Origin of the sequence: Ancylomarina salipaludis (assembly GCF_004122035.1) — a bacterium.
GTDB classification, from domain to species: Bacteria; Bacteroidota; Bacteroidia; order Bacteroidales; family Marinifilaceae; genus Ancylomarina; species Ancylomarina salipaludis.
The window spans coordinates 232,909-258,534 of sequence record NZ_SAXA01000003.1; the positions used below are offsets into that span (position 1 = coordinate 232,909).

Below are 25,626 nucleotides of genomic sequence, written 5' to 3' on the forward strand. Positions count from 1 at the left end.
TTTTTTACATTTTTTACATTCAAAATGCATTTATCAGGTGATTTGATGCTTCAACGGCTTTTTTGTAGACGTCATAAACATTGAGTGCCGAGTTTTCCCATTTTAAATCATCGACTTCGGCCCGGCCACATTCTTTAAACATGATTGGAAGTGTATCGTAGCTTATGATGCCATAAATGGTATCGGCTATCGCATCAATATCCCAATAGTCCAATTTGGCTACATAATTTAGAATTTCAGAAACGCCTGATTGTTTCGATATAATGGTTGGGACATTGGATTGCATGGCCTCTAATGCTGAAATGCCAAAGGGTTCCGATACGGAAGGCATCACATAAACATCACTTAGGTGAAACATTTTATATACATCTTTCCCCCTCAGAAATCCGGTGAAATGGAATTTATCTGCGATACCGAGCTGAGCAACACGATCAATCATTTTCTCAAGCATATCGCCACTTCCTGCCATAACGAATCTGACGTTGTCACTTTTTGGTAAAACTTTATAAGCCGCTTCAACAAAATATTCGGGTCCTTTTTGAAATGTGATACGTCCCAAAAAAGTCACAATTTTTTCTTTAACACCTTTAGGTGTTTCCTTTTTTTCTTGCAGATTAAGACTGTCAACAGCATTGTAAACAGTCGTGACTTTATCAGGATTTTGTCCGTATTTATCAATTACAATCTGGCGGGTTCTATTGCTGACTGTAATAATCTGATCGGCTGCATCCATCCCCATTTTTTCCAGGTCAAAAACTTTAGAATTCACAGACCCATCACTGCGGTCGAATTCAGTAGCATGAACATGAATGACCAATGGTTTTCCGGAAACGTCTTTAGCAGCAATGCCTGCGGGGTAGGCTAACCAGTCATGGGCATGTATTACGTCGTGATCATTCTCGAGACTGATAGCGGAAGCAACATAGGCATATTTGTAAATTTCCTCGATGAGGTTTTCACCATAATTACCTGAAAAGTCGATTTTACCTTCTGAACTGATATTCAGGAAACGTTTTTTTTCAGTAAGGTCTTTACTCCTGAAAGTATACTGCTTCTCAGGGTCGTTGTATGGAATAAGGGTGGCACTAACTTCGAGATATTTGTGTTTTTGTTTAAATTCCTCAATCTGTTCCTTAACTTGAGTTATTTTAGTATTATTGGCTCCCATCAATTTTATGGTATTGTGCTCTTCGTCGCCATAGGTTTTGGGGACTACAAACACAATATCAAGCTCCTTAATTTTGGACATCCCTTTTGTTAGTCCATAGCATGCTGTACCTAAACCACCCGAAATATGGGGTGGAAACTCCCATCCAAACATTAATACTTTCATATTGATAGTTTTTTTAAAACTATTGGGTGTATAGGTAGGAAAGTAAAATTCTAAATGACAGCCTGTTGGTATATGTTAAATCATTTTTTTAAAAATATATTTTAAAATCCAGATTGAGCTTTTGTTAAAATTATTTTAGTCAGCCATAGAATAAAGTTCAATGTTTATTTTATAATTCTATCGGGTAATAAAGGTATTGAAAAATAATTTAAAGAAGGAATTTAGTATTTGTAATTATTTAGTTATGATGTGTTTATGGGCGTATTATCTTGTTTTTTTGATTATTTATTTAAAGAATTATTTTACTCTAAATAAACTTTATGTTTAATTTAACATTGGCTGTATAGCGCATTTATTGAATGGGCATTTTTTTCAAAATATGTATTTTAAAATTAGTTAGTAGTCATAATCTGAAACTAAAATTATTTCATATTTTCATCATTTTGAACTGTTAATGAGCAGTATGTTTTTATATTAGATTTGACAGTTGTAATTGAAATTGAGTATACAGCTTATTAGCCGGGATGGGCTCCAAATTCAAGTTCTGAGATTTTAAAAGTGGCTGTGGCTTCTTACGAGCGTTTGTTTAATGTTGAGCCTATTGCCCGTTCATTCATGCGGGTTTGGAGTGTGGTTTGTTCCTTGAGAAATACCCAAATATGGATATGATTTCTTTTGGACCAAAACTACGTGATGTGCATTCACCAGACGAGAGAATCAATATTGAGACTGTAGATAAGTTTTGGAAACACTTGTTGGATATATTAGTGAATGTCCCTTCAAACTAGGCCTGACTTATATAGATAATATGTATAGCGACTCCACAAGGAGTCGCTTTTTTTGCTGTTTATTCTTATTCGAAATTGTTTGTTATTGATGGCTTTTGGTTTTTTATTAAAGAAAAAAATCCCGATTATATTATTATTTTATGACATAAAGACCTAACTTGTAGACACTAATCAATATTGTATTACAATATACAAAGTCCAAACCTAAACTAATTTGACAAGATGAATTTGCAAACTGAAAAATTAGAATTAATTGAATGGCTCGTAAAACAAAGTGATTCAGATGTAATCGAGAGTATTAAAAAGATCAAAGGTGAACACATCAACTCGTATAATGTTGAAAGGGTGTTGACTCATGAAGAAAGATGCCTCCTTTATAAAATTCAATTTTTAGAAGGAAGAAGTCCTAAAGAGCAAGATGAGTGCCGAGAGTTCTATGAGCAGTACTTGTAGAATACAAAAACGACTGATCAATTGATCAGTCGTTTTTGTTTGTTGTGTAAAGAGAATAAATTCTTTAAATCTTCACGCCATTGTTATGAAGAATTGTTTTGACTTCGCTACCCAGTTGCGAGTAGATTAAGCTTACCTGAGCATTTACTTTATCGTTATCCATGTCTAACAAACCGAGTAAAATATAGGCCGAGCGGGCATCATTTAGGTCATTTTTTATCAATTCCAACAGAATTTTGGCCCCCGAAACGGCTTCCTTATTTGATATGATAGAAAGGTTAACAAAGAATTGACTGGCTGTACGAATGATATTGGCATCCTCTTCAACCTGAATGAAAGGAAAAAGGGCCATAATGGATTTGGGCTGTTTCTTTCTGATGTTTGCACTTAAAGCGGTTAGCATTTTTGTTCGCTCAGTAGTCGTGGTTTGTGTGGATAGAAACTCATACATTTCGAAAATGGTGAGTATCATGTTTTTATTTTGCGATTGTCCGTAAAGCAGGAAGGTTCTGAAGCACATCACCTGTAATTCAGATTTATTCAGTTGATTCCATTTCTCTTTTTGAGGGGCTATTTGATCAAGGTAGCTATAGTCTTGTGTTTTTTCTGACATATTGAATAAATTATAATGTGGCACAAAGATATAAAAAGCCTTGAAAGCATATTTGAGCTTAGGCTTTGAAAATCAGTTTCTGATCGATTTTTTAAGAAACTTTAATTCGATTTGCAGCCTTTATTCCTTTTTTAATGGAACATATTTATTACTTTTGCTATCGCAACAAGCCCAGGTGGCGGAATTGGTAGACGCGCCAGCTTGAGGGGCTGGTGACCTTATGGTTGTTCGGGTTCGAGTCCCGATCTGGGCACAGAAAGCTTTGTAAATCGTTGATTTGCAAAGCTTTTTTTATGTATTGAACGTTTGTGTCAAAAGCTTCTTTTTCTTGAGAAAGAATAAGTCCTCAAATCAAAGCCCCAGTTATTTATGGATAGGATATATTTTTTACTTTAAAAGCTAAAAAAATAAACGGGTTATATTATACTGTTTCTTTAAAAGTCAACACCTAAACATTATCTTACAGTGACATGAATGCATTTTGTTTGACTTTCAAGCAGAACGTAACATTTACCTTCAGCCTGCAATTTAATTAATACGCGAAGCAATATATTTCGAAGGCGGTATGTGTAAACAGGTGCACTGTTACCTCTCTCAAAAAAACGCGTTTGTGAGATATCAAAGCTCCGGCCATAATAATGCGATGAATTATTTGGTGTTGCGTTTACATTGTTTTTGCGCAGCGATTTTTGATCTTCGAGAGTCCGTAATATTGATGTTACTGAAAATCGATATTTTCGAATTCCCAATTCTTCGAGTTGGTCACAAAAAGTTTCGCCAAGCAGGTCTAAAAATTCGCCAGCTGGTTCTTGCAGATAAGGAAGTGAATTTGTTAAATGCGGTATTTCGTAGTATTTGTTATCGGTTATTTCGTCAAGATCATAGTGGCGCTCAAACTTTTTTGGGTTTGTCTTATATTCGTCTTTTGAAACCAAAGGCTTTTTCAAACCTTTTGCTTGAGCCAGCTCAAGATGAAAATTATTATTATAACGGCGTAGAGCTCTATTTTCGTTTTTTGTAAGTATTGGAACAGAGACCTGGGCTTCGGTTTTGCCTTTGGGTGTTAGGTTTAGAGATGTGATCAGTAACAATATAATACCTGCGAATATTGCCGCGGCCATTAAAATTTTACGAATACTATATCTTTTGTTTTTTTTATTCATGTCAAGTTTTTAATCACATAAAAGTAAAAAAAAACAAACTACAATTATTTCCAGACTCTCGTTATTTTGTTGAATGAATACGATAAGTTGACTAGTCTTTCAATACTTTACTTGCTCAGATTCAAAATTGAACATCAGGCTTAGAATTTATTCTATGACCAGCAGTAACAATGTCTTCCAGGTTTTAGCATTTTATTTTACGAGTTATTGTTCTTTTTCTTATGGGCGAATTTCTAAGGATTCTTCAGGTGTCGAATTTGTGTTTAATTTTCCTGATTTAGAGTTGTTTTTTATGTAATTTGATTGTGTCGCTATTTTTAAAGTTTAATCTTCCAAAGCAAATCGAAGCCTGATTTACTCCCCTCGTTGGAAGCTTGCAAAAGTAGAGAACGAATGATATGATATTCAATAATCAATCGATAAGGCACCAACTGCTTGTTTTCACTATCGATAGAAAAAAGTTGAGAGTAGCTCATATATAAATCATTGGTAATATATTTTCCAAAGGTTACAGCTCCGGTTTCCCAGTTGTCTTCGCCACTGATCTCTATTGTATCCAAGCCTAGATTTTTGGCAATTAATTTCTGAAAAAGGTTTGATACTTGTGAGTATATCAATGATTTTGCCTGATTGTTTTGACTCGATATCTGCCCCTGCTCACTACTGGCCAGTTCATCCATTTTTTTTCCAAATAGAAGGTAGGCAATTGCATCTTTTTCTTCAAGATATTCATTGTTTAAGCTAAAAGCGAATGTTGGATTTTTTAATGTTCCGCTTATCTTAAGTTCCAGTAATTTTGAGTTTCTATTGACATCTCGGAATTTATAGTTCATCACAATATCAATATTAGGGTCAATTTCAGATCCACCTCGAAGATCAATATCTCCTTTGCTTATTTTGAATCTCCGTCCGGATATTTCTACTGAACCTCTGACTAATGTGATGTTGCCGAAAAATTGGGGTTCATCTTTTGTTTTGATCATTTTTATGAGACCCGATAATTCGAGTTGCATATTAGTGCCAATGACCCATGTGTTTTTGGGAATATCGATATTAAATTCACCACGGAGATTCTTAAAAAAAAGATTATGAATAAGAATTAACGAATCGACCGTTTTTTTGCTACTGTCAGCCTTAAGCTTCATTTTTGCGTCTTCCTCTAATGCTGCGATTAATAGCGGTGTATCGAGTGATTTCACAGAAGAGTCTTCGATAAAAGGGTCGATATTAATTTTGCTTCGTACAAGGGTTAAACCTCCCGAAATAATAGGCTTTTTAATACTTCCCTTCAGTTGGGCATCGGCATTAAAAGTTAGCTGCGTATAGTATGATTTGAGGGCTGTAAAGTTATTAGCTTCCAGGTGTAAGTTGATATCGTGTATAACATCTCTCATGTTTTTGGGTAATTTAGCTTTTCCTTTTATTGACAAATATCCCTTATCTCCTGAGGCTATATAAAGCGAGTCCAAATTCATTTCATCCTTATTTAGTGAAAAGGACAGGTTTATTTTTTCGTAATTAATACCATGCTTTTGCATTTTAAAAAGGCCCTCGCTTAAATTGAAGTCACCCTTAAAATCGATTTTATTATGCTCTATTTTGGCTTCAATTTCGGTATTTAGTTTCCCACCCATTTTCTGCCCCTCGTCTGTTATCAGTTCGGTGAATTGTGATAAATCAAGATCCGTTGTTTTAAGGCGTAAATAGTTTTCTTTTTCGGCAGAAATAAGATATATCGAATCTTTTAGTGAAAGATGAACAGGCAAGTAAGCTTCTGTTTTTAAAAGAGTCGTGTTGTTTCTAATTAAAATTCCTTCGTGTTTGAGTTGCTCCTTTTTGTAGTCGAATTTAAAATAAAGAGAATCGAGGCTAAATGTACCAAAGTGTCCTTTTACAAGAGATAATTTGCTTGTTATTTCTGGCTCTGACGCATTCCCTTTTAGTATCAGATTTCCATTTATTTCTCCGGATAAAGGGTAGGGAATAAGTCGATTTAGTTCAGGAATATGGGCGAGTTGTATGTTCGTGAGTTCGAGTTTTAAATCTTCTTCCCCCTTAAAAGAGTAGGTTCCATTGAGTCGGATATATTGATCTTTTGAAACGAAATTGACATCGGTAAATTTCAGTTCATGGGGCTTAAAAATAAATTGAGCGGTATCTTTTTCGTTTTTCCAATGCTGAGAGAATGCGTTGAGTGAAAATTGCGATACTTGAACAAGTATACTGTCCTTTTTGCTTACACGCAGATGTGTATTGAGTTCGATAGAATCGCCTGATTGTATTTTATAAACGCCGTTGAGTACGTTGTTTTTTATGGTTTGTTCGCTTTTAAAATGACTTATAGCTAGGTTTTTGCCCACTTCTATTTCATCGATCTCCAAATCAGAGCTTCCGTTTAATATCTCGTTTATAAGTGATAAATGGGCTTCTCCACTAAGGCTTTCTAGTTTTAAAGTATCATAATGAAATTTTGATAAATGAAGTTTCGAATACAGTAGTAAACTATCCTGTTTACCCGATATTTTACCCTCAATTTGTCCTGTCCCATTTATATCAGGAAGTCTAACAAAGGACGATAGAGAATTTAAGGATTTAAGCTGAATTTTATACAGCCACCTGTGTTTATTATTTATATTTCCTTTGCCATCGGCTTCAATATCAATGTCATTACTTTTAAGAAGAAGCGTGTCGATATTGTAATTCCCTTGTGAAATATGCCCCAGAAGCTCAGCTTCGTTTATTTTAAAACCATTAATGCGTGAGGGGGCTATTTTCAGGGCTAGTTGACTTTCCATTTTCTGAGGCTCGCGTCCAACACCTTTAAGATTTATGTGGGCATTTATGTTTGTGTGTAATTTTTTTTGTTGGATGATGCGTCCCATATCAACTCGCTGTAAGTCAGAGCTTAGCTGATAGGTCATACGATCGAAAAGATTTATGACCTTTGCTTTCATGTTAAACTGACCAAACAAACTTGAAACGTTTGTTTGTACTGAAAGAGAATCACCTTGCTTGTTAACAGATAGGTTCATTGAGTCTAAAGGGTAGCGATCCATCTGGCTTCCTTTAAATTGAGATTGAATCGTAAACCGACTGTCTTTAGGACTGAGATTTTGGCCTTTAACAAACAGCTGTCCGTTTATATTTGTTTGTAAATTGTTATTGGCAAGCCAATGTCCCAGATTAAATTGTTTGCTATTTAACTGAGCTTGATAGCTGGCATTACGATTTAAACTCGTAATACTGCCTGTAAGACTTATATTTTGAGATTGTTCTTTAATTCTAATATCGAAATTTGATGCTTGATTCTCATTATGGATATTTAGTTTTATTTCTGGAGCCCCCTGTATTTTTTGATCGATAAAGGGCTGAAATTCTTCTAAGGCAATGGGGCTGAACCGAGCATCTATTTTTCCTTCTAAAATCGTGTTGAGAGGAATTTCTGCATTTGCTGATAAGGACGATTTTGGGGTTTTAAGCTCTAAGTTATCAAGTTTAAATAGAGTAGGGCTGAATAGAATATCTGTTGTTAAACTAAGCACTTCAAAATTGGGATTTTCACATTTGAAATTGAAGCTTTGCAGTTTTATATTGCTGCTGTCAGAACTTATTTTTGCCGATATCCGGCCATTGAAAGCTATGGTTTTAGGGATTTTAGTTGAATCGGGAAAGTTTAAAAAAACAGTACTGCGTTCTAGTTCAAATTTTCTTAGATCAATATTTAGTGGCAGAGATTTATCAGGCTTATCCTCGTCCTTATCCTTGTTATTTTGTTTTATTAGGTTTTGGATAGAAATAGAATGATCTTCGTCTTCAAAAATATATAGATTTAACGAATCGATTTCGATCGCTTTTAGTAGGAGTGTTTTATGGATCAGTGTTTTCAGGTTCCACTCTGCTTTAAGATAATGAAGATAGATAACACGATTGTTCATGCTATCTTTCACCTCAAGTTTGTGTAGTTCTATGCCCGAAAAAATATTTCCCTCCAGGGAGGCTATATTTAAACTGCCGTGTATTGCCTGACTAGCATAAAGCTCTATGGTTCTTTTCAGATTATTCCTAAAACTGTTGCTTTGGGTATAAAGCAATAGGATACCAATTAGGAATAAAATGAGACAACAAGAGATGAATGCTATTTTTCTTTTCTTCATAAATTTGCTGTTGTATTTTCAATACCCATGCTTAGAAAGCATGACCAAAAGTGATATATAACTGCATTTTAAAAGTATCCCATACAGGTGCTGCAACATCGAGGCGAAGAGGACCAATGGGTGTATTGTAACGTAAACCTATTCCAAAACCATATTTAAGATCGTTTAAACGATATTGGCCCGAATCAGCCCAAACATTTCCAGCATCGCCCAGTAAAACGCCTTCCAAAGCGTTGTAAATAGGGAATCGAGCTTCGATACTCATCTCTAACATGCTGTTACCCCCAATGGTTTCAGAACTTTTATCGGTATTGGCACTTATCGAATTTCTTTGGTAGGCCCTTATCGAATTTCCTCCTCCCAAAAGGAAACGGTCTTCAATGGGCGTTAAATTCGTTTTATTGGTTGATGCGATATAGCCCATGCGTAATTGGCTAGCAAAAACCCACCTCCTCCAAAGTGGTTGATATGTTCTTCCATCCAATAGGAGTTTAAAATATGGATAATCCGTCTTAATACCCAATCCATTATAACTGGTTAAACTTTGAGCATACCATCCGCTTGTCGGGCTAAAATAATTGTCAACATTCCGATATTGGTAACCCCATATAAGACCTGATTTTTGCCTAACTCCTTCGATAATTTCAGAATTTGCATCACTGCTTTCAAGAGTTATAGTCACATCTGACGATTCAATATTATAAGTTAAGAAAGTTGATGCTTTTCTATTTAGCTTTTTTTCAAGAGTGAAGTTGGTGCCTAGTCGTTCAACATTATAGCTTCGTTCTCGTTCTTTATTGTAGTATGGATTCCAAATAAAATCGATTTTATCGGCAAATATATTGGGCTGTCGAAATTTAAGATACATATTTATCGGCTCAAAATAGGAGGTTTTAATCCCTAGATTTAATTGCCTGATTCCTCCTAAAAAAGCTCTTTTTGTTAGCAATATTTGAGCCCTTATCCTATCCTCAGTACCATATCCAAGCCCCAGATTAAGGTCCCATTTGTTCAATTCTTCCAGTTTAACTTTATAGTCGATAATATGGGGTTGTGTGGAATCTTTCTCGGGGCTGATTGTAATGTATTTAAATAACTGCATATTAAAAGCACGACTTTGAGCCTCGTTAAGCTTTTCTGCTGAAAACACATCTCCTGATTTTAAATTTATTCTTTTCGACAGAAGTTTTTTTGAAACCTGTTTCAGTCCTTCAAAACTAATTTTCCCGTTCACATACTTATCTCCTTGCGAAACCTTAATTTTGACATCCACTGTTTTATTTGTGGTATCTATTTTAAATAAAGCTTTGGTTTGAGCATACACATATCCTTGATTCCTGAATGAGTTTTGGGCACTCTCCATTAAATTGTATATAGCCTTATCAGTAAATATGTCATTCGTTTTTGCAAGCTTCTGTTTGGGTAATATCTTCAAGATATTTTTTTCTTCAAAACTGTCCGATTTCTCTATTTCCCAGGCGAAGGATTTAATTCGTGTAGGTGAATTCTCGCTTATTATAAAATAGACGCGCACACTCATCTTTTTCTCGTCAACAACAAGGCTATCTCTTATCTTAACGTCTATATAACCTTGTGATTGATATATTTTATGAAGGTTGTCTAAATCTTTAACGGCTAATTCCTCCTGGTAGGTAGAGGATTTTTTCCAGAATTGTAATTTGCCAAACACATTCTTTGCTTTCAAAGAAGTGACGTTTTTCAGTTCGCTTGATTTTATGTGATTATTTCCCTTAAAATCAACCTTCTTTAATTTATATTCTTCTTGAGCGGAAGAAGAAAAAGGAAGGAATAGTGATATTATAAGGATGAATTTTTTAATCATTTCCCAAGTTAGTTTCAATAATTTAGCTTGTTTTGTTCGATACAAAACGATTAAATTTAACTTTTGGTTGAGTACAAGCCTTACTGTTTTTGTATTCTTTTATCTTAGCAATTGGATGTACGACCTTTAAAAAATAATTGCAACTTGATTCTAATAGATTAAATGTACAGGTATTCATGATTATAACCATGAATTGAGGGGTGTTTTTTTGACGGTGATATTTTATGGAGGAATTACTTTGTTTTTATTCTTAAATGAATGATTTAGATTACTCACAGGTTGATTTTATCCCAACTGTGGATAAATCCTACCATATTCAATGCCCTGTTTTCAAAACCTCTTTTCTTTTGTGCCTGTATTATTATTTACAGATATCATCACGACAAATAGTATGGGGTTGAGCAATACTTTGGGTAAGTTTCTGAAATCCCAAATAAAAACTTATTTTTAGGTTCTTCTATTTATGATAGGGCGTACTCAGGAAGGAAAAGGAGAACGGCCTTTATTGAACTTTAAAAATGAGTGTGATGAGTCAAACTAAAGAACTGGTTGATTATTATTTAGAGAAAAAGAAATCGGGGATGGATTTCTCCGAAATAAAAAAAGAGCTGAAAGCAAAAAATATTGATGAAGCTCAAATCAAAAATATTGTAGCAGAGATTGATGCCAGGGTATTGGAAAATGTTCAAACCTCAGGTAAAATGAAACCTAAAGATTTGCGTATGATTGGTTATGTCCTGATGCTAATTGGAGGTGGGTTGACTTTTGCTGTATATTTTAAACTTTTGGTTTTAGGTAAGTTCTTATTTGCAGCTTATGGTCCTGTTATCATTGGTTACATCCTTGTTGTTATGGCCCGTCGTCAGCAAAATAAATTAAAGTAATCGAAAATATTTAAAAATCATTGAGATATGGATATTAGAAAAAATGAAAGCCAATTGGTTTGTATTGCTAAGTTTATAGCCCTTCCGGGTGAGGTGAATGAGTTGATTCAGAAGTTACATGCTTTGATTCCCGTTACACTTCAGGAGGGAGGATGTATTCGTTACGAATTGAATCAGTGTATTGAGGATGAGAATCGAATCACTTTTATTGAGAAATGGTTTGATGAGAAGACTTTTAATGAACATTGTGCTAAACCTTATATTGCCGATTTTTTTAATGAAGGAAACCCATTTCATGTTAAGGAGTTTGAAGTGACGCTTCATAAGCAAATTTTACCATAGAGTAAAATGGAAACGAAAAAGAGAAGGCTACTGAATTTTGAGTTCAGTAGCCTTATTTTTTTGTAATTGATATTTTAAAGAGGAATGTTTCCGTGTTTTTTTGGAGGATTGTGTTCGCTCTTATTGCGACACATTTCCAAAGCCTGAATTAGCTTGTAACGCGATTGCTTAGGCTGAATCACTTCGTCGATATACCCCATTTCAGCGGCTTTATAAGGATTGGCAAACTTATCCCGATAGTCTTCAATGGCTGCTGCTCTTTCTTCATCACTTAGATTTTTAGTCATGATATTCACGGCGCCTTCGGCCCCCATTACGGCAATTTCACCTGTTGGGAAAGCGTAATTGATATCGGCTCCAATGTGCTTGGAAGCCATCACATCGTAAGCCCCACCATAAGCTTTCCGGGTAATTAGGGTAATTTTAGGAACGGTAGCTTCGGCAAAAGCATACAGAAGTTTTGCGCCATGTTTGATAATTCCACCATATTCTTGTTCGGTTCCGGGTAGGAACCCAGGGACATCAACAAAAGTAACCAGTGGAATATTAAAGGCATCGCAAAAGCGAACAAAACGCGCGGCTTTAATTGACGAATTGATATCCAGAACACCAGCCAAAAATGCAGGATTGTTAGCTACAATACCCACTGGTTGTCCTCCCAAACGAGCAAATCCAATGGTGATGTTTTGTGCATAAAGGGGCATCAATTCAAAGAAATTCTTATCATCTACAACCGTTTCGATGATGTCTTTAATATTATAAGGTTTGTTGGGATCAGCAGGAACGATCTGTTGCAACTTTTCGTCTTCACGATGAATATTGTCTGTACAGGGTTTCATCGGTGGATCTTCCATATTATTCGATGGCAAAAAGGTCATTAACTCTCTTAGCATCATCATGGCCTGTTCATCGTCATCAGCAACCAAATGTGCCACACCTGATTTTGAGTTGTGTGTAATAGCACCGCCCAATTCGTCTTTTGTAACCTCCTCGTGCGTCACCGTTTTAATCACATCGGGTCCCGTTACAAACATATAGGAGGTATCTTTTACCATCATGATAAAATCGGTAAGGGCAGGGGAGTAAACGGCACCACCAGCGCAAGGCCCCATAATGGCTGAGATTTGTGGAATAACTCCTGAGCCACGAACGTTTTGGTAGAAAATGTCAGCATAGCCGGCAAGAGATTGAACCCCTTCCTGAATACGTGCTCCACCTGAATCGTTTAGACCGATAATGGGTGCCCCCATTTTCATGGCAAGCTTGGTCACTTTTACAATTTTGTCTGCATTTGCACTGCTGAGTGAACCTCCAAAAACGGTAAAGTCTTGCGCAAAAACATAGCAAAGTCGACCATCAATTTTACCGTAACCTGAGACGACTCCATCGCCCAGAATCTTATTTTTTTCCATCCCAAAATCACTGGAACGGTGTGTCACCATTTTGTCGATTTCGGTAAAAGTATCCGGATCCATCAGATCTAAAATCCTTTCGCGTGCCGTTTTTTTGCCACCGGCATGGTGTTTTGCAATTCGTTCTTCGCCACCACCCAGTTCGGCAGTTTTACTCAGGGTTTCAAATTTTTTTATTTTATCTTCTATAGTAAGCATGATTCTTTTTTTTGTTGATAGGAATTGGAATATCGATGAGGAAATGATTCTAATTTCGTTTTTGATTTATTCGATATGAACCAAAGCCTGATTGGCTTTGATTGTATCATCTTCGTTGACAAAAATTTCAGAAATGATTCCATCTTTCCCTGCTTTGTATTCACTTTCCATTTTCATTGCTGAAATAATAATAAGGGTATCGCCCTTTTTGACTTCATCACCCAGATTAACGGGTATTTTAACAACCTTTCCAGGCATAGGTGAAGTGATAGTGCTTTGTTCATCTTGTAAATCAGCACCTTTTCGGGCCTGTAAATACTTGGTTTCAGCATCAATAATTTCAGCATCATACGAATGATAAAATGTATTGACGGCGTATTTCTTGGGAGAATCTGTATCAATCAGCTCAACATTGTATGAACGACCTTTGAATAGAATGGAATAAATTCCTTTCTCAACCTGATAACAATCCAAATCGTATTCATTATCATCCACCATTATTTTTATCTGATTGCCTGATTCTGCTAGCAATTCGACTTTGGCAGTTCTATCGCCTAGTTTGATTTCCAGTGACATAATCTAAATTTAATATGTGGATTAATTTTTGTTTGCTCGATGCATGGCCGATCGTCGACCAAATTCTTTCCATTTGGTGCCTGATGAGATACTATTGCTTCCATGTGCATTTTTAAGCTTGTCTTGATAATCGAGAAAAGCGGCTACTATGGCCAGATCTTCAAAGCGGCTTTTTGCCGAATCCGGAGCCATCAGGAAGTCCTCATTATTCTGAATAAAATGCGTGTCGTATTTTCCCTCTTTAAAATCAGGGCATTCCATGATTCGTTCAAGGAATTTTATTGAGGTCTTTACACCAGTAATTTTGTATTCGAACAAGGCGCGACTCATCCTTTCTATTGCTTCAGATCTGGTTCTAGCCCAAATCACAAGCTTTGAAATCATGGGGTCGTAATGAATTGGAATCTCATAACCTTCATAAACATAGCCATCAGTTCTAACACCAAGTCCCATGGGTTCTGTGATATGAGTAATCAGCCCGGGACTTGGCATAAAGTTGTTGTCGGTGTCTTCCGCATAAATTCGACATTCAATAGAGTGTCCAAACTGGAATACATCTTCTTGTTTGATTTCCAGAGGGCGTCCTTCAGCAATTTGAATTTGTGCTTTTACCAGGTCGTAGCCTGTTACTCTTTCAGTGATCGGATGTTCAACCTGAAGCCGGGTGTTCATCTCTAAAAAGTAGTAGTTGTGATCGTTATCAACCAGAAATTCTATGGTTCCGGCTCCGTGATAGTTTACAGCTTTGGCAGCTTCAACAGCAGATTGCCCCATTTTTTCCCTTAATTCGGGAGTCATTAGTGGAGAAGGAGTTTCCTCAACAACTTTTTGGTGTCGGCGTTGTACCGAGCATTCTCTTTCGCAAAGATGAATGACGTTGCCGTGTTGGTCACCAAGAATTTGAAATTCGATGTGATGAGGTGAGGATATGTATTTTTCCACATAAACAGAATCGTCGCCAAATGAAGATTTGGCTTCAGAGCGGGCAGCACGAAGTGAGCTTAAGATATTTTCTTCTTTATCCACCATTCGCATTCCTTTTCCACCACCTCCAGCCGAGGCTTTAATCATAACAGGAAGCCCGACTTCTTTAATAACTCTAAGAGCCATTTCATTATCTTTAAGATTTTCTTTGGTGCCGGGGACAACCGGAACACCTGAGTTAATCATCGTGGTACGGGCTGTAATTTTATCTCCCATTGTTGAGATAATCTCAGGGGTAGGACCTATAAAGATGATGCCTTCGTCCTGACATCTTTTCGAAAATTCAGCATTCTCACTTAAAAATCCATAGCCAGGATGTATGGCGTCAGCTTTTGATATTTTAGCTACTTCAATAATTTTTTCGATATTCAGGTAGCTTTCATTTGACGGAGCAGCTCCAATGGAGTAGGCATAGTTGGCATATCTAACGTGCATAGATGTTCTATCAACGTCCGAATAAACCGCAATGGTTTGTATGCCGATTTCCCTACATGATCTCATAACTCTTAAGGCTATTTCACCTCTATTCGCTACAAGAACTCGTGTTATTTTTTTGGTCATAATTAGGGTTTTGATTTTAAAATTATGCTCAGTAAAGAGCCTGTTTTTTTGTAGGCAAGTGTGGTTAACTGATGCGTAATTTTGAATTAAGCAGTCTAAATATAAATAAAAAAAGAGAGCTTACCTTATTTATTCCTGGAATAAAAAGTTGGGGTGACCTAAATATTAAGGAATTTTTGAGATGTTTATTGTGTTGTAATCTTAATATTACTAGGGCTTTGTGTTTATTTATATTGTATATTGTTTAAATGGATAAAAAGATGATAAAATCGTTAATTTAGAGTTTAGCCATATGAGTCATTTTTGTTTTATTGCCTTAAGGATAGATTAGCGTTTTATTTCGTTAATAATGCAAAATGTATAATAGAACTTTGTTTTTTTATAGGAATGAAGATTCCCCTTTTCTTTCCTTACATTTGTATGGAAATAATAATGAAGATTGTCGGGACTCAATATTTTAAATAGATGGAAGAGAATAATAAGATTATGCAGGAACAGGTAAATAATCCGCTTCATGGGGTTAAATTGCTTGATATCTTAGAATATTTACATGCCGTTTATGGTTGGAAAGAATTGGGGGATAGAATACAAATTCGTTGTTTCCAGTCTAATCCATCGATTAAATCGAGTTTAAAATTTCTTAGAAAAACCCCTTGGGCCAGAGAGCAGGTTGAACAATTATATTTGGAAACCTATAAATAGGTCATTTTTAATATAGATATTTAGCTTTAATTCAATTGGATATTTTAAATCCAGGTCAGTTGCCATATGCTGATCTGGATTCTTTTTTTGCTGTTATTCGCTGGTTTTATGACTTGATTTGTGATTTTTTTATTTTTTAACACTTGTTAGTTCGGGGATAACCGAACTAATCGTATATTTGCATCATTAAATGTTAAAATTATGAATTCAGATAAGAGTTTGGAAGTACGCAAAAAGGAATTGGTTGAGAAGTTTGGTCTTTTCATGGAACGTCAGGAGAATTTACCTCCTATTGCAGCCCGTATTTTTGCCAGCCTGTTTGTTAATAAAGGTGATGGAACGACTTTTGACGAATTAGTCAATTTCCTTTCTGCCAGCAAGAGTACGATTTCTACTAATATACAGTTGCTTACAAATAGGGGGATGCTCACTTTTTTTACCAAACCTGGTGATCGTAAGAAGTATTTTATTCTTTCACCTGAATCACTTTTGGCGCGTGTTGATGAAGAACTGATTCAATATCGGATGGAGTATCAAATTGTAAAGGAAATTATTGACTTCAGAGAAGAAATTAATGAACTGGATACCAATACAATTGAAGTTAAATCTTATCCTTATCTCGATTTTCTTTCAAATTCGTTATCCCTTTTGGAAACCCTTAAAGAAAATGTAAAAGCGAATTGTCGTATAAACAGACAAGACTAATCAATTAATTTATGGCACTTTAATCAAATACAGATTTGCTGTATTTATTTTTGCGCCCCATGAGTTCGGTGGTTAACGAACTAAACGAACCAGTTAATAAAAACCTATAAAATATTAATGCAATCATGATGAAAGGTAATTTTAAAATAATTATTGGCATGGCTCTATTGGCTTTGTCTTCCTGTGGTCAGCCAGAAAAAACTCAGATGGCTCATAAGGCAGCACCTTTTCAGGTTCAGACCATCGAGAAGTCGAATGTAACTATTTATAAAAAGTATGCGGCCAATATCGAAGGTGAACAAAATGTTGAAATTCGTTCAAAAGTAGCTGGCTTTATCGAAAAAATTTACATTGACGAAGGAGCTACAGTAAAAAAAGGACAACTGTTATTTAAACTTAGTGCTGAGACATTAAATCAACAGCTTAATGCTGCTAAAGCAAATATTGAGGTTGCCAAATCTCAGGTTGAGGTTGCACAAGTTGAGTTGGAGAAAATTAGCCCTTTAGTTCAGAAAAATATTGTTAGTTCAATAGAGTTGAAAACGGCAAGCAGTAAGTTGAATGCTGCTAAGGCTCAATTAAGTGTTGCTAAGGCTAACTATTTAAATGCCAAGGAAAATTTGGAATATACTATAATTACCAGTCCTGTGGATGGAATTGTGGGAAGTATTCCTTATAAAGTTGGAAGTTTAGTCGGGAGAACTGAAGTACAGCCTTTAACAACTGTTTCTGATATTAAGAATGTGTATGCTTACTTTACGATGAATGAGAAACAATTGCTTGAATTCATTCGAAGTCTGAATGGTAATAGCATGACAGAGAAAATTAAGCAGATGCCAGCAGTGGAATTGTATTTGGCTGATGGCAGTTTGTATACGAATAAAGGAAGAATTGAAACGATCAATGGGATGGTAAACCCCAGAACGGGTAGTGTGAATTACCGTGCTATCTTTCCAAACCCCGACCGATTGTTGCGTAATGGTAACAGTGGTACAATAAAGTTGCCAACTCAAATTAGCAGTGCAATTTTGCTACCTCAAAAATCAACTTTTGAATTGCAGGGGAAACGCTTTGTTTATGTGGTTGGAACTGAAGATAAGGTTAGTTCGAAAGAGGTTATTGTTTCGGAAACCGTGGGCGATCAGATTATTGTACAAAGTGGTTTAAAGTCTGGTGAAGTTATTGTAAATGATGGCTTGATCAAGCTGAGAGAGGGCATGCAGATTATACCCAATCCTATTGGATTAGCTGTTCAGCAGGGATCGAATAAGGAAGTTTTATCTGACAAATAATCTAAATTATCAAATGATAATAATTATCTAAAAAGGTATATAATGTTTCAAAAATTTATAGAACGGCCGGTACTATCGACCGTTATTTCAATATTAATTGTTATTCTGGGAATTTTGGGATTGACGTCTCTTCCTGTTCAGCAATTTCCTGAGATTGCACCGCCAACGGTGAAAATTTCAACTTCTTATCCGGGTGCTAATGCCGAAACGGTTTTGAAATCGGTGGTTGTTCCTATCGAAGAGGCAGTGAATGGGGTAGAGGGCATGACTTATATGTCATCGAGTTCGAGTAATGACGGTTCTGCTACTATTAATGTGTATTTCGAATTGGGTACCGATGCTGATATTGCTGCAGTGAAGGTGCAGAATCGAGTGGCTACGGTAAACAGCAAATTGCCATCACAGGTAATCAAAAATGGACTCACAACTGAGAAGGTTCAGAATGGTGTTTTGATGTTTTTCTCTCTGTATTCTGAAAATCAGGATTTAGATGCAACTTTCGTTGAGAATTACGCCCGTATCAATATGATCCCCTTAATCAAACGTATTAATGGTGTGGGTGATGCTAAAGTATTTGGTTCACGTGATTATTCGATGAGAATTTGGTTAAATCCCGAGAAGATGGCTGCTTATGGCTTGTCTCCACAGGATATTGCAAATGCATTAAATGAACAAAATATTGAAGCTGCTCCGGGTAAGTTTGGTGAGAATTCTTCTCAGTCTTTTGAGTATGTGATTCGTTACAAGGGGAAATTTTCTGAAGTTTCTGAATATGAAAATATCATCTTGCGATCGGAAGGGAATAATAACTTTTTGAGATTAAAGGATGTGGCTAAAATTGAATTGGGTGCCTTTAATTACTCTATAACAAACAAAACGGCTGGCAATCCTTCGGTGGCCATGGCTGTTTATCAAACGGCAGGATCTAATGCGCAACAAATTGTAAAAGATATTGAGAACGTTTTGGAAGATTCTTCTAAAGATTTTCCTGCAGGTATTAAGTATGTTATCCCCTTTAATACCAATGAGTTTTTGGATGCTTCTATCCATCATGTAATTATGACTTTGATTGAGGCATTCCTTCTTGTGTTTTTGGTGGTTTTCTTGTTCCTACAAGATTTTCGTTCGACATTAATTCCGGCTATTGCTGTACCCGTTTCAATTATTGGTACTTTCTTTTGTCTGCAATTATTCGGATTTTCAATCAATATGCTGACTCTGTTTGCCTTGGTATTGGCTATTGGTATTGTGGTGGATGATGCCATTGTGGTGGTCGAGGCTGTGCATGCCAAGCTTGATGCTGGCGCCAAGAGTGGAAAGAAAGCGACACTTTCTGCTATGAATGAAATTACAGGAGCTATTATCTCGATTACGCTTGTTATGGCAGCGGTTTTTATCCCTGTTTCTTTTCTTGAAGGACCGACAGGAGCTTTTTATCAGCAGTTTGCTATAACGCTTGCAGTAGCAATTGTTATTTCGGCTATTAATGCATTGACTTTAAGTCCGGCACTTTGTGCCCTATTGTTGAAACCCCATAATCCAAGTGAGGCTCACAAAAAGGGATTAATGAGTCGTTTCTATACTTCATTCAATACCGGTTTCGATGCTGTGACGGATAGATATACCAATTCGGTTCGTTTCTTGATCAACAGAAAATGGTTGTCGGGTTTAATACTTGTGGTCTTTGTTGTGTTGGCAGGCTGGATGTTTAAAACCACTCAGACAGGGTTTATTCCCAACGAGGATCAAGGTATTATTTTTTGTGATATCACTTTACCTGCCGGAAGTACTTTGGATCGTACGGTTGAAGTCACTGATAAAGTTGATGCCATTATTAAGGAAATGGATGTTGTTGAGACCCGTATGTTTGTAAATGGATTTAGTTTGCTGAGTGGTACGCGAGGAGGATCAAAGGCATTTGCGGTTATCAAGCTTAAACCATGGGAACAGCGTAAAGAGGCCCACCAGAAGGTAAAAGCTGTGGTTGGACAATTGTTTGGTAAAACAGCAGGTATTTCAGAGGCTCGAATTTTATTTTTCACACCGCCAACGGTGAGAGGTTTTGGTAATTCGGACGGTTTTGAAATGCAGTTACAGGACAAAAGCAACGGGAGTTTTGATGGGTTAATGACCAATACGAATAAGTTTTTGATGGCACTAAATCAGCGTCCTGAAATTAAGTATGCTATTACCTCATTCAATACGGGATTTCCTCAATATAAAATGGATGTTAATGTCGAAAAAGTGAAAGAGGCAGGTATCTCTGTTAATGGCCTATTTGCAACTTTGCAAGGCTATTATGGTAGCTGGTATGCAGCCGATTTTAATCGATTTGGGAAACAATACCGGGTGATGATACAGGCTGATCCTGAGGATAGAGCCACTGTTGAATCACTTAATAACATTTTTATTAAGAATGGTAAAGGTGAACTGGTTGCTGTCAGTCAGTTTGTGCAAATGACCAAAGTGAATGGTCCTGATGTGGTGAATCGTTTCAACTTGTTCAATTCTGCAACTGTAAATGGTAATGTTAATCCCGGTTACAGTACGGGTGATGCCATTCAGGCTGTTAAGGAGGTTGCTGCAGAGGTCTTACCAGCAAATTATGGGTATGAATTTTCCGGAATGACTCGTGAAGAGCAAAAAGCAGGAAACAAATCGATTATAGTTTTTGCCCTGAGTTTGATCTTTGTGTATTTCCTTTTGTCGGCTCAGTATGAATCTTATATATTACCTTTTTCAATTCTATTGTCACTACCGATTGGTATTTTTGGAAGTATCTTTTTCATCAATATGGTTGGCCTGGATAATAACATTTACTTTCAGGTGGCCCTGATCATGTTAATTGGTCTATTGGCAAAAAATGCGATTTTGATTGTTGAGTTTGCTTTGCAACGTCGACGTGAAGGCATGACTTTAGTTTTAGCTGCAGTTGAAGGAGCTAAGGCCCGATTGCGTCCAATCTTAATGACTTCATTTGCTTTCATTCTTGGCCTAATGCCTTTGATGTTGTCAACGGGTGCCGGTGCAGTCGGAAACCGTTCAATCGGAACGGGTGCTGTGGGAGGTATGCTAATTGGAACCCTGTTTGGTGTTTTTGTAATTCCTGTCTTTTTTCTTGTATTCCAGCATATTCAGGAGAGAATAACGGGTGCTCCCAAGTCTGAAGAAAATACTCTGGAAGCTGTTGAATCTTTAAAAGAACATGAAATAAATCATGTTTAAAACGTTTAAGAATGAGAAAAAGTTGATGTGGCGACGCTTCAGTAGCTGCATCAACAAAAATTAACTTACAATCAAATGCAAAAGAGAACTATCATATATCGATTAGTGTTGATGCTGGTTGTTGCTGCAAGTCTTCAGTCTTGTTTTGTAGCCAAAAAATATCAGCGTCCGGAAATAGAAACTGAGGATTTGTATCGAAATGTATCAACGAATGATTCGACGACTCTGGCTCAGATGCCTTGGGAGGATTTATTTACAGATTCGAAATTGAGAACCCTTATCAAGACAGGATTAAGTGATAATCTTGATTTGATGATGGCTGTAGAGCGTGTTCGGGCTTCAGAGGCTTATTACAAACAAGGAAAAATGGGCTTTTTACCTAGTTTGAATTTGGGTGCCAATGTAGGAAAATATGAAGCTTCTGATAATGGACTGTCTGGTGTTTCAGCAGGAGGGAATGGTCCAAGTTATGAGAATTATCAATTAACAGGGAGTCTTTCATGGGAAGCTGATATTTGGGGTAAAATCCGAAGTCAAAAGCGAGCAACACAGGCTTCTTACCTTAAAAGTGAAGCTTCACGCAGAGCTGTTGAGAGCACATTGGTAGCGAAGATTGCCTCGGCTTATTTTCAGCTGATTGCTTTGGATGCCCAGGTTGAATTAGCTAAGGAGACTGTGGCCAATCGTACGGAAAGTTTAAAAACCATGCAAAGCTTAAAAGCCGCAGCCCGAGTGACTGAAACTGCGGTGAAACAAACTGAAGCTCAGCTTTATTCAACTCAGATTTTATTACTTGACTTGGAGCGTAATGTAAAGCTTTTGGAAAATACTTTGAGTTTGCTTTTGGGCAAAGAGTCGGGAAGCATTGAGCGAGGAAGATTGGCTGATCAGGTCATCACAGTAGATTTAAAAATGGGTTTTCCGGCTCAGTTATTGAGAAACAGACCGGATGTTATGCGTGCTGAATATGGACTAATGAATGCTTTCGAGTTGCGTAATGTAGCTTACAGTCGTTTTTATCCTAGCATTAGTCTGAGTGCATCAGCTGGTTTGGAAAGTATTAGTTTCGATAATTGGTTTAATACCAGTTCGATCTTCAGTAATTTAATTGGAAACCTGACACAGCCGCTTTTTAATAAGCGACAAATTAGAACGCAGTATGAGGTGTCTAAAGCTCAACAGAAAGAGGCCACTTACAATTTCAAAAGAGCTTTGTTGGTAGCAGGCAAAGAGGTGTCTGATGCCCTTTATACTTATCAGGTAGAGAAAGAAAAGTATGAAATACGAAAGCAGGAATTACAGGCTTTAACCGAAGCGGTTAGTTTTTCTGAAGAACTATTGAATAGGGGCTATGGCAATACAACATATTTAGAAGTATTGACAGCCCGTTCGAATGCTTTGTCTTCAGAAATCAATACCATTGATTCCAGATTTAAGCAGCTGAATGCAGTTGTTGAATTGTATCAGGCCCTAGGAGGAGGATGGAAATAATCTATTTACTTACACTACCATATTATAAATAAAAAGACGGCTGCCAGGCCGTCTTTTTTTTGTTTGTACATTTGGAGTACTGTATGAAATTTAGTTCTCAATAATCCCACCATATTCAAACCCCAGACTTTCAATTTCTTTTTGGATTTGAGATAGGTCAATATGTTTGCCTTGAATTCGAAGTCGTTTCTGTTCCAGATTAACCTCAGCAGATTTAATATTTGACAGAGCACCTACGTGTTTTTCAACTGAGTTTTTGCAGTGATTACAACTCATACCCAATACAGCAATTAAATAATCTTCAGTTTCGATTTTTGTTTCGGTAGTAGTTAACTTTTTACGTTTTAAAAGGAATTTTTGTATATACCCATTGATGATTAAAAGTGTAAGCGTAATAGAGCTACCCCATTGAAGCCAGATGGGTAAGGAAAAATGACCTTCGTGTGCATCCATGTGGGTGTGTAGTCCGGTTAGTGTAAACCATTCTCGGGGAAGTACATAGTCGATTAATAAACCAAAAACGAGTGCTCCTAAAATGATTGAGCTTAAATATGCTAAAGTGGTTTTTCGTCCCAATACCTTATTCAAAACTGTTATTGTAGCCGCATTTGTTGCCGGGCCTGCCATTAGAAAAACTAAAGCTGCTCCGGGTGAAACGCCTTTCATCAGGAGGACTGCTGCTACAGGAACCGAAGAAGTGGCACAAATGTAAAGAGGTATAGATGCAAGGAGAATAACCAACATCCCAACGAAATCATTCCCAATAAAGTTTGCAAAGAAATTATCCGGGATCAGAACTGAAATTAGAGCAGCTAATACCAAACCAATGATCAACCATTTCGAAATGTCTTGAAGAAAATCGACAAAGGCATACTTGAACATGGTATGTAGTTTGGAATTTTGTTTGCTTGGTTTGGTTTCGCAAGAATCACCACAGCCACATTCTTGTTTCGATTCGGCCGATTCCTCAGAACAGCAGCTTTCTGTTTTTGCAGCTTTAGTTGGTTCGGTTCCACTTTCTTGTTTATCGAAACGATTCGCTAACATGCCACCAGCATAACCGGTAATTAAGGCAATTATCGGACGAATGATGGCAAACGGAAGGCCTAATAGCGAATAGGTGACTAATATGGAGTCAACCCCGGTTTGAGGAGTTGAGATGAGGAAGGAGACTGAAGAGCCCTTACTCGCACCACTTTTGTAAAATGAAATCCCAGTCGGTATAACGCCGCATGAACATAAAGGAAGAGGGATGCCCAATAGTGTGGCATTGAGGACCGATCGGCCATTTTTCTGACCTAAATATCGATCGATAAATTTTTGAGGGAAAGCTATTTTCAATACCCCTGCAAAGAAAAATCCGAGCATTAAGTAGGGCGACATTTCATTCAAAATCTGAATGAAATCGTAAGCAAATTGCTGTATGTATGATGTGATATTCATGATTTTTGTTTTGATCTAGTTATATAGGCGAAAGTATAAAAATATATGGATTTTTGGATATGTTTATGGTGTGATTATTTGGATACATTAAAAATACCTACATCTAGGTATTTCCCTTTATTAAGATTAGGTCTAGTTTAGCGGTGTCAAAAGGATGATAATTTCTGTTTAAAAACGATTACAACTAAATAATATAAAAAATGAAAAAAGGATTATTGTTTTTTGCAGCTGTAGCTGTTGCTTTCGGATTAAAAGCTCAGGAAAATGTTGATCAGTACAAAAGTATTGGAACGACTATTTTGGATAAGGTAAAAGACGAAAAATTGAGTATTGGTGGTTACGGTGAAGTGCACTACAACCAACAGGTGAGTGGGCAGACACGTTACAATGGTAACATGGATGTGCATCGTATGGTGATGTTTTTTGGATATCAATTTAATGATAAGACATCATTTGTTACTGAGCTTGAGTTTGAGCACGTTAAAGAAGTTTACGTTGAGCAGGCTTTCTTAAATTACAATGTAAGACCAAATACAAGCTTACGTGCTGGTTTGATGTTGATCCCAATGGGTATTGTTAATGAATACCACGAGCCAACTACATTTAATGGTGTTGAGCGTCCAAGTGTTGATAAAAATATTGTTCCAACTACCTGGAGAGAAATAGGTTTTGGAATTAACGGTCGTTTAGCCAATGCGCCATTAAAATACCAAATGTATATCATGAATGGCTTTAATGGTTTTGACGGATCAAGCAAACTGAGAGCGAAGGATGGTTTACGTAAAGGTCGTCAAAAAGGTGCTGAATCAACTTTTACATCACCTTCGTTGTCTGCTAAAGTTGATTACTATGGTGTTAAAGGATTAAATATTGGCCTTTCAGGTTATTTGGGTAAAACTCAGTCATCTGCATTCGACGGTTTAGACAAGGATGATAGTATCGCTGAAAATTATGCAGACTCAACTCGTATTGGTATCAGCATGATTGGACTGGATTTTCGTTATAAGCTGGATGCACTTCAATTAAAAGGACAGTATATTCACTCATTCTTAAATAATGTTGATGAATACAATAAAGTTGCTGATGGTGCTGATTTAGGAAAGCAAATGATGGGATATTATATTGAGGCTGGTTACGATTTATTGCATGGAAAAGAGCAGGCTTTAGTTCCATTTGTTCGTTACGAAAATTATAACACTCAGCATAAAATGGCTGCAGGTGAAACTGCTAATAAAGCAAATGACCGTCAAGATTTGTTTGTTGGTTTGAGCTACCATTTAGCTAAAGGTGCTGTGGTGAAAGCTGATTACCAGAATTCAAAAGATGGAAACGATGTTAAATCCCACTTTGTAAACTTTGGAATTGGTGTTTGGTTTTAATTGAATACTGAATTTATATATCACATGTAAGCATTGCGAAGTGAATGGTTTTCCAATCACTTCGCAATTTGCAGTTTAATATCTT

18 protein-coding genes and 1 tRNA gene are annotated in these 25,626 nt (G+C 36.6%); 10 read left to right on the plus strand and 9 right to left on the minus strand.

The window, feature by feature from the left end:
- Window positions 1-19 precede the first annotated feature (19 nt).
- Window positions 20-1,333 (minus strand): glycosyltransferase family 4 protein, encoded by a 1,314-nt coding sequence (locus EO244_RS05125; RefSeq protein WP_129253580.1) that lies wholly within the window; start codon window positions 1,331-1,333, stop codon window positions 20-22.
- 1,010 nt (window positions 1,334-2,343) lie between these two features.
- Between EO244_RS05125 and EO244_RS05135 the strand changes: the two genes are divergently transcribed.
- Entirely contained in the window at window positions 2,344-2,574 is a 231-nt protein-coding gene (locus EO244_RS05135; RefSeq protein ID WP_129253581.1) for a hypothetical protein, read from the plus strand.
- A 64-nt stretch (window positions 2,575-2,638) separates the two neighbouring features.
- Here EO244_RS05135 and EO244_RS05140 read toward each other — a convergent pair whose 3' ends face one another.
- Window positions 2,639-3,187, minus strand: coding sequence for a hypothetical protein (locus tag EO244_RS05140; protein WP_129253582.1), 549 nt, complete (start codon window positions 3,185-3,187; stop codon window positions 2,639-2,641).
- 169 nt (window positions 3,188-3,356) lie between these two features.
- Here EO244_RS05140 and EO244_RS05145 point away from each other — a divergent pair.
- Window positions 3,357-3,440, plus strand: a tRNA-Leu gene (locus EO244_RS05145).
- Window positions 3,441-3,642: 202 nt separating this feature from the next.
- On the opposite strand, the gene EO244_RS05150 is transcribed toward EO244_RS05145, so the two are convergent.
- The 3 genes from EO244_RS05150 to EO244_RS05160 all read right to left on the minus strand — a co-directional run bounded on the left by EO244_RS05150 (window position 3,643) and on the right by EO244_RS05160 (window position 10,347).
- The gene (locus EO244_RS05150) at window positions 3,643-4,350 is read right to left on the minus strand and encodes a DUF5715 family protein (protein WP_129253583.1); all 708 of its coding nucleotides are present in this window, start codon (window positions 4,348-4,350) and stop codon (window positions 3,643-3,645) included.
- A gap of 317 nt (window positions 4,351-4,667) precedes the next feature.
- A complete protein-coding gene (locus EO244_RS05155) occupies window positions 4,668-8,504 on the minus strand; it encodes a translocation/assembly module TamB domain-containing protein (protein WP_129253584.1) in 3,837 nt (1,278 codons plus the stop codon).
- Between the two features lie 31 nt (window positions 8,505-8,535).
- Entirely contained in the window at window positions 8,536-10,347 is a 1,812-nt protein-coding gene (locus EO244_RS05160) for a BamA/OMP85 family outer membrane protein (protein WP_129253585.1), read from the minus strand.
- 527 nt (window positions 10,348-10,874) lie between these two features.
- Here EO244_RS05160 and EO244_RS05165 point away from each other — a divergent pair.
- Together EO244_RS05165 and EO244_RS05170 are read left to right on the plus strand one after the other, a co-directional pair.
- On the plus strand, window positions 10,875-11,231 hold the full coding sequence (locus tag EO244_RS05165; protein WP_129253586.1) for a hypothetical protein: 357 nt from the start codon (window positions 10,875-10,877) through the stop codon (window positions 11,229-11,231).
- A gap of 27 nt (window positions 11,232-11,258) precedes the next feature.
- Window positions 11,259-11,573: a putative quinol monooxygenase gene (locus EO244_RS05170; RefSeq protein WP_129253587.1), complete on the plus strand. Its 315-nt coding sequence runs from the start codon at window positions 11,259-11,261 to the stop codon at window positions 11,571-11,573.
- Between the two features lie 74 nt (window positions 11,574-11,647).
- Here EO244_RS05170 and EO244_RS05175 read toward each other — a convergent pair whose 3' ends face one another.
- From EO244_RS05175 to accC, 3 genes are all read right to left on the minus strand, one after another.
- Entirely contained in the window at window positions 11,648-13,183 is a 1,536-nt protein-coding gene (locus EO244_RS05175; protein WP_129253588.1) for an acyl-CoA carboxylase subunit beta, read from the minus strand.
- Window positions 13,184-13,249: 66 nt separating this feature from the next.
- The gene (locus EO244_RS05180; RefSeq protein ID WP_129253589.1) at window positions 13,250-13,759 is read right to left on the minus strand and encodes a biotin/lipoyl-containing protein; all 510 of its coding nucleotides are present in this window, start codon (window positions 13,757-13,759) and stop codon (window positions 13,250-13,252) included.
- A gap of 21 nt (window positions 13,760-13,780) precedes the next feature.
- On the minus strand, window positions 13,781-15,304 hold the full coding sequence (gene accC / locus EO244_RS05185; RefSeq protein WP_129253590.1) for an acetyl-CoA carboxylase biotin carboxylase subunit: 1,524 nt from the start codon (window positions 15,302-15,304) through the stop codon (window positions 13,781-13,783).
- A gap of 465 nt (window positions 15,305-15,769) precedes the next feature.
- Here accC and EO244_RS05190 point away from each other — a divergent pair, with 465 nt between their 5' ends.
- From EO244_RS05190 to EO244_RS05210, 5 genes are all read left to right on the plus strand, one after another.
- Window positions 15,770-16,006 (plus strand): VF530 family protein, encoded by a 237-nt coding sequence (locus EO244_RS05190; RefSeq protein ID WP_129253591.1) that lies wholly within the window; start codon window positions 15,770-15,772, stop codon window positions 16,004-16,006.
- A 201-nt stretch (window positions 16,007-16,207) separates the two neighbouring features.
- On the plus strand, window positions 16,208-16,711 hold the full coding sequence (locus EO244_RS05195; protein WP_129253592.1) for a GbsR/MarR family transcriptional regulator: 504 nt from the start codon (window positions 16,208-16,210) through the stop codon (window positions 16,709-16,711).
- A 128-nt stretch (window positions 16,712-16,839) separates the two neighbouring features.
- Complete coding sequence (locus EO244_RS05200; RefSeq protein ID WP_164977409.1) at window positions 16,840-18,003, plus strand: efflux RND transporter periplasmic adaptor subunit; 1,164 nt, start codon at window positions 16,840-16,842, stop codon at window positions 18,001-18,003.
- 42 nt (window positions 18,004-18,045) lie between these two features.
- Window positions 18,046-21,228, plus strand: a complete 3,183-nt coding sequence (locus EO244_RS05205) for an efflux RND transporter permease subunit (protein ID WP_129253594.1) — start codon at window positions 18,046-18,048, stop codon at window positions 21,226-21,228.
- A gap of 75 nt (window positions 21,229-21,303) precedes the next feature.
- Window positions 21,304-22,719 carry an efflux transporter outer membrane subunit gene (locus EO244_RS05210; protein WP_129253595.1) on the plus strand — a complete coding sequence of 472 codons (1,416 nt, stop codon included), beginning with the start codon at window positions 21,304-21,306 and terminating at the stop codon, window positions 22,717-22,719.
- A gap of 90 nt (window positions 22,720-22,809) precedes the next feature.
- On the opposite strand, the gene EO244_RS05215 is transcribed toward EO244_RS05210, so the two are convergent.
- Window positions 22,810-24,162 (minus strand): SO_0444 family Cu/Zn efflux transporter, encoded by a 1,353-nt coding sequence (locus EO244_RS05215; protein ID WP_129253596.1) that lies wholly within the window; start codon window positions 24,160-24,162, stop codon window positions 22,810-22,812.
- A gap of 200 nt (window positions 24,163-24,362) precedes the next feature.
- Here EO244_RS05215 and EO244_RS05220 point away from each other — a divergent pair, with 200 nt between their 5' ends.
- Window positions 24,363-25,541, plus strand: coding sequence for a hypothetical protein (locus EO244_RS05220; RefSeq protein WP_129253597.1), 1,179 nt, complete (start codon window positions 24,363-24,365; stop codon window positions 25,539-25,541).
- The last annotated feature ends 85 nt before the right edge of the window (window positions 25,542-25,626 follow it).

What these genes read in the sequence shown, in the direction of transcription:
- EO244_RS05215 (WP_129253596.1), bottom strand. Translation starts at nt 24,162, where the DNA reads ATGAATATCACATCATACATACAGCAATTTGCTTACGATTTCATTCAG.
- EO244_RS05175 (WP_129253588.1), bottom strand. Translation starts at nt 13,183, where the DNA reads ATGCTTACTATAGAAGATAAAATAAAAAAATTTGAAACCCTGAGTAAA.
- EO244_RS05150 (WP_129253583.1), bottom strand. Translation starts at nt 4,350, where the DNA reads ATGAATAAAAAAAACAAAAGATATAGTATTCGTAAAATTTTAATGGCC.
- EO244_RS05140 (WP_129253582.1), bottom strand. Translation starts at nt 3,187, where the DNA reads ATGTCAGAAAAAACACAAGACTATAGCTACCTTGATCAAATAGCCCCT.
- EO244_RS05125 (WP_129253580.1), bottom strand. Translation starts at nt 1,333, where the DNA reads ATGAAAGTATTAATGTTTGGATGGGAGTTTCCACCCCATATTTCGGGT.
- EO244_RS05165 (WP_129253586.1), top strand. Translation starts at nt 10,875, where the DNA reads ATGAGTCAAACTAAAGAACTGGTTGATTATTATTTAGAGAAAAAGAAA.
- EO244_RS05155 (WP_129253584.1), bottom strand. Translation starts at nt 8,504, where the DNA reads ATGAAGAAAAGAAAAATAGCATTCATCTCTTGTTGTCTCATTTTATTC.
- EO244_RS05160 (WP_129253585.1), bottom strand. Translation starts at nt 10,347, where the DNA reads ATGATTAAAAAATTCATCCTTATAATATCACTATTCCTTCCTTTTTCT.
- EO244_RS05190 (WP_129253591.1), top strand. Translation starts at nt 15,770, where the DNA reads ATGGAAGAGAATAATAAGATTATGCAGGAACAGGTAAATAATCCGCTT.
- EO244_RS05205 (WP_129253594.1), top strand. Translation starts at nt 18,046, where the DNA reads ATGTTTCAAAAATTTATAGAACGGCCGGTACTATCGACCGTTATTTCA.
- EO244_RS05200 (WP_164977409.1), top strand. Translation starts at nt 16,840, where the DNA reads ATGAAAGGTAATTTTAAAATAATTATTGGCATGGCTCTATTGGCTTTG.
- EO244_RS05210 (WP_129253595.1), top strand. Translation starts at nt 21,304, where the DNA reads ATGCAAAAGAGAACTATCATATATCGATTAGTGTTGATGCTGGTTGTT.
- EO244_RS05180 (WP_129253589.1), bottom strand. Translation starts at nt 13,759, where the DNA reads ATGTCACTGGAAATCAAACTAGGCGATAGAACTGCCAAAGTCGAATTG.
- EO244_RS05170 (WP_129253587.1), top strand. Translation starts at nt 11,259, where the DNA reads ATGGATATTAGAAAAAATGAAAGCCAATTGGTTTGTATTGCTAAGTTT.
- EO244_RS05195 (WP_129253592.1), top strand. Translation starts at nt 16,208, where the DNA reads ATGAATTCAGATAAGAGTTTGGAAGTACGCAAAAAGGAATTGGTTGAG.
- EO244_RS05220 (WP_129253597.1), top strand. Translation starts at nt 24,363, where the DNA reads ATGAAAAAAGGATTATTGTTTTTTGCAGCTGTAGCTGTTGCTTTCGGA.
- EO244_RS05135 (WP_129253581.1), top strand. Translation starts at nt 2,344, where the DNA reads ATGAATTTGCAAACTGAAAAATTAGAATTAATTGAATGGCTCGTAAAA.
- accC (WP_129253590.1), bottom strand. Translation starts at nt 15,304, where the DNA reads ATGACCAAAAAAATAACACGAGTTCTTGTAGCGAATAGAGGTGAAATA.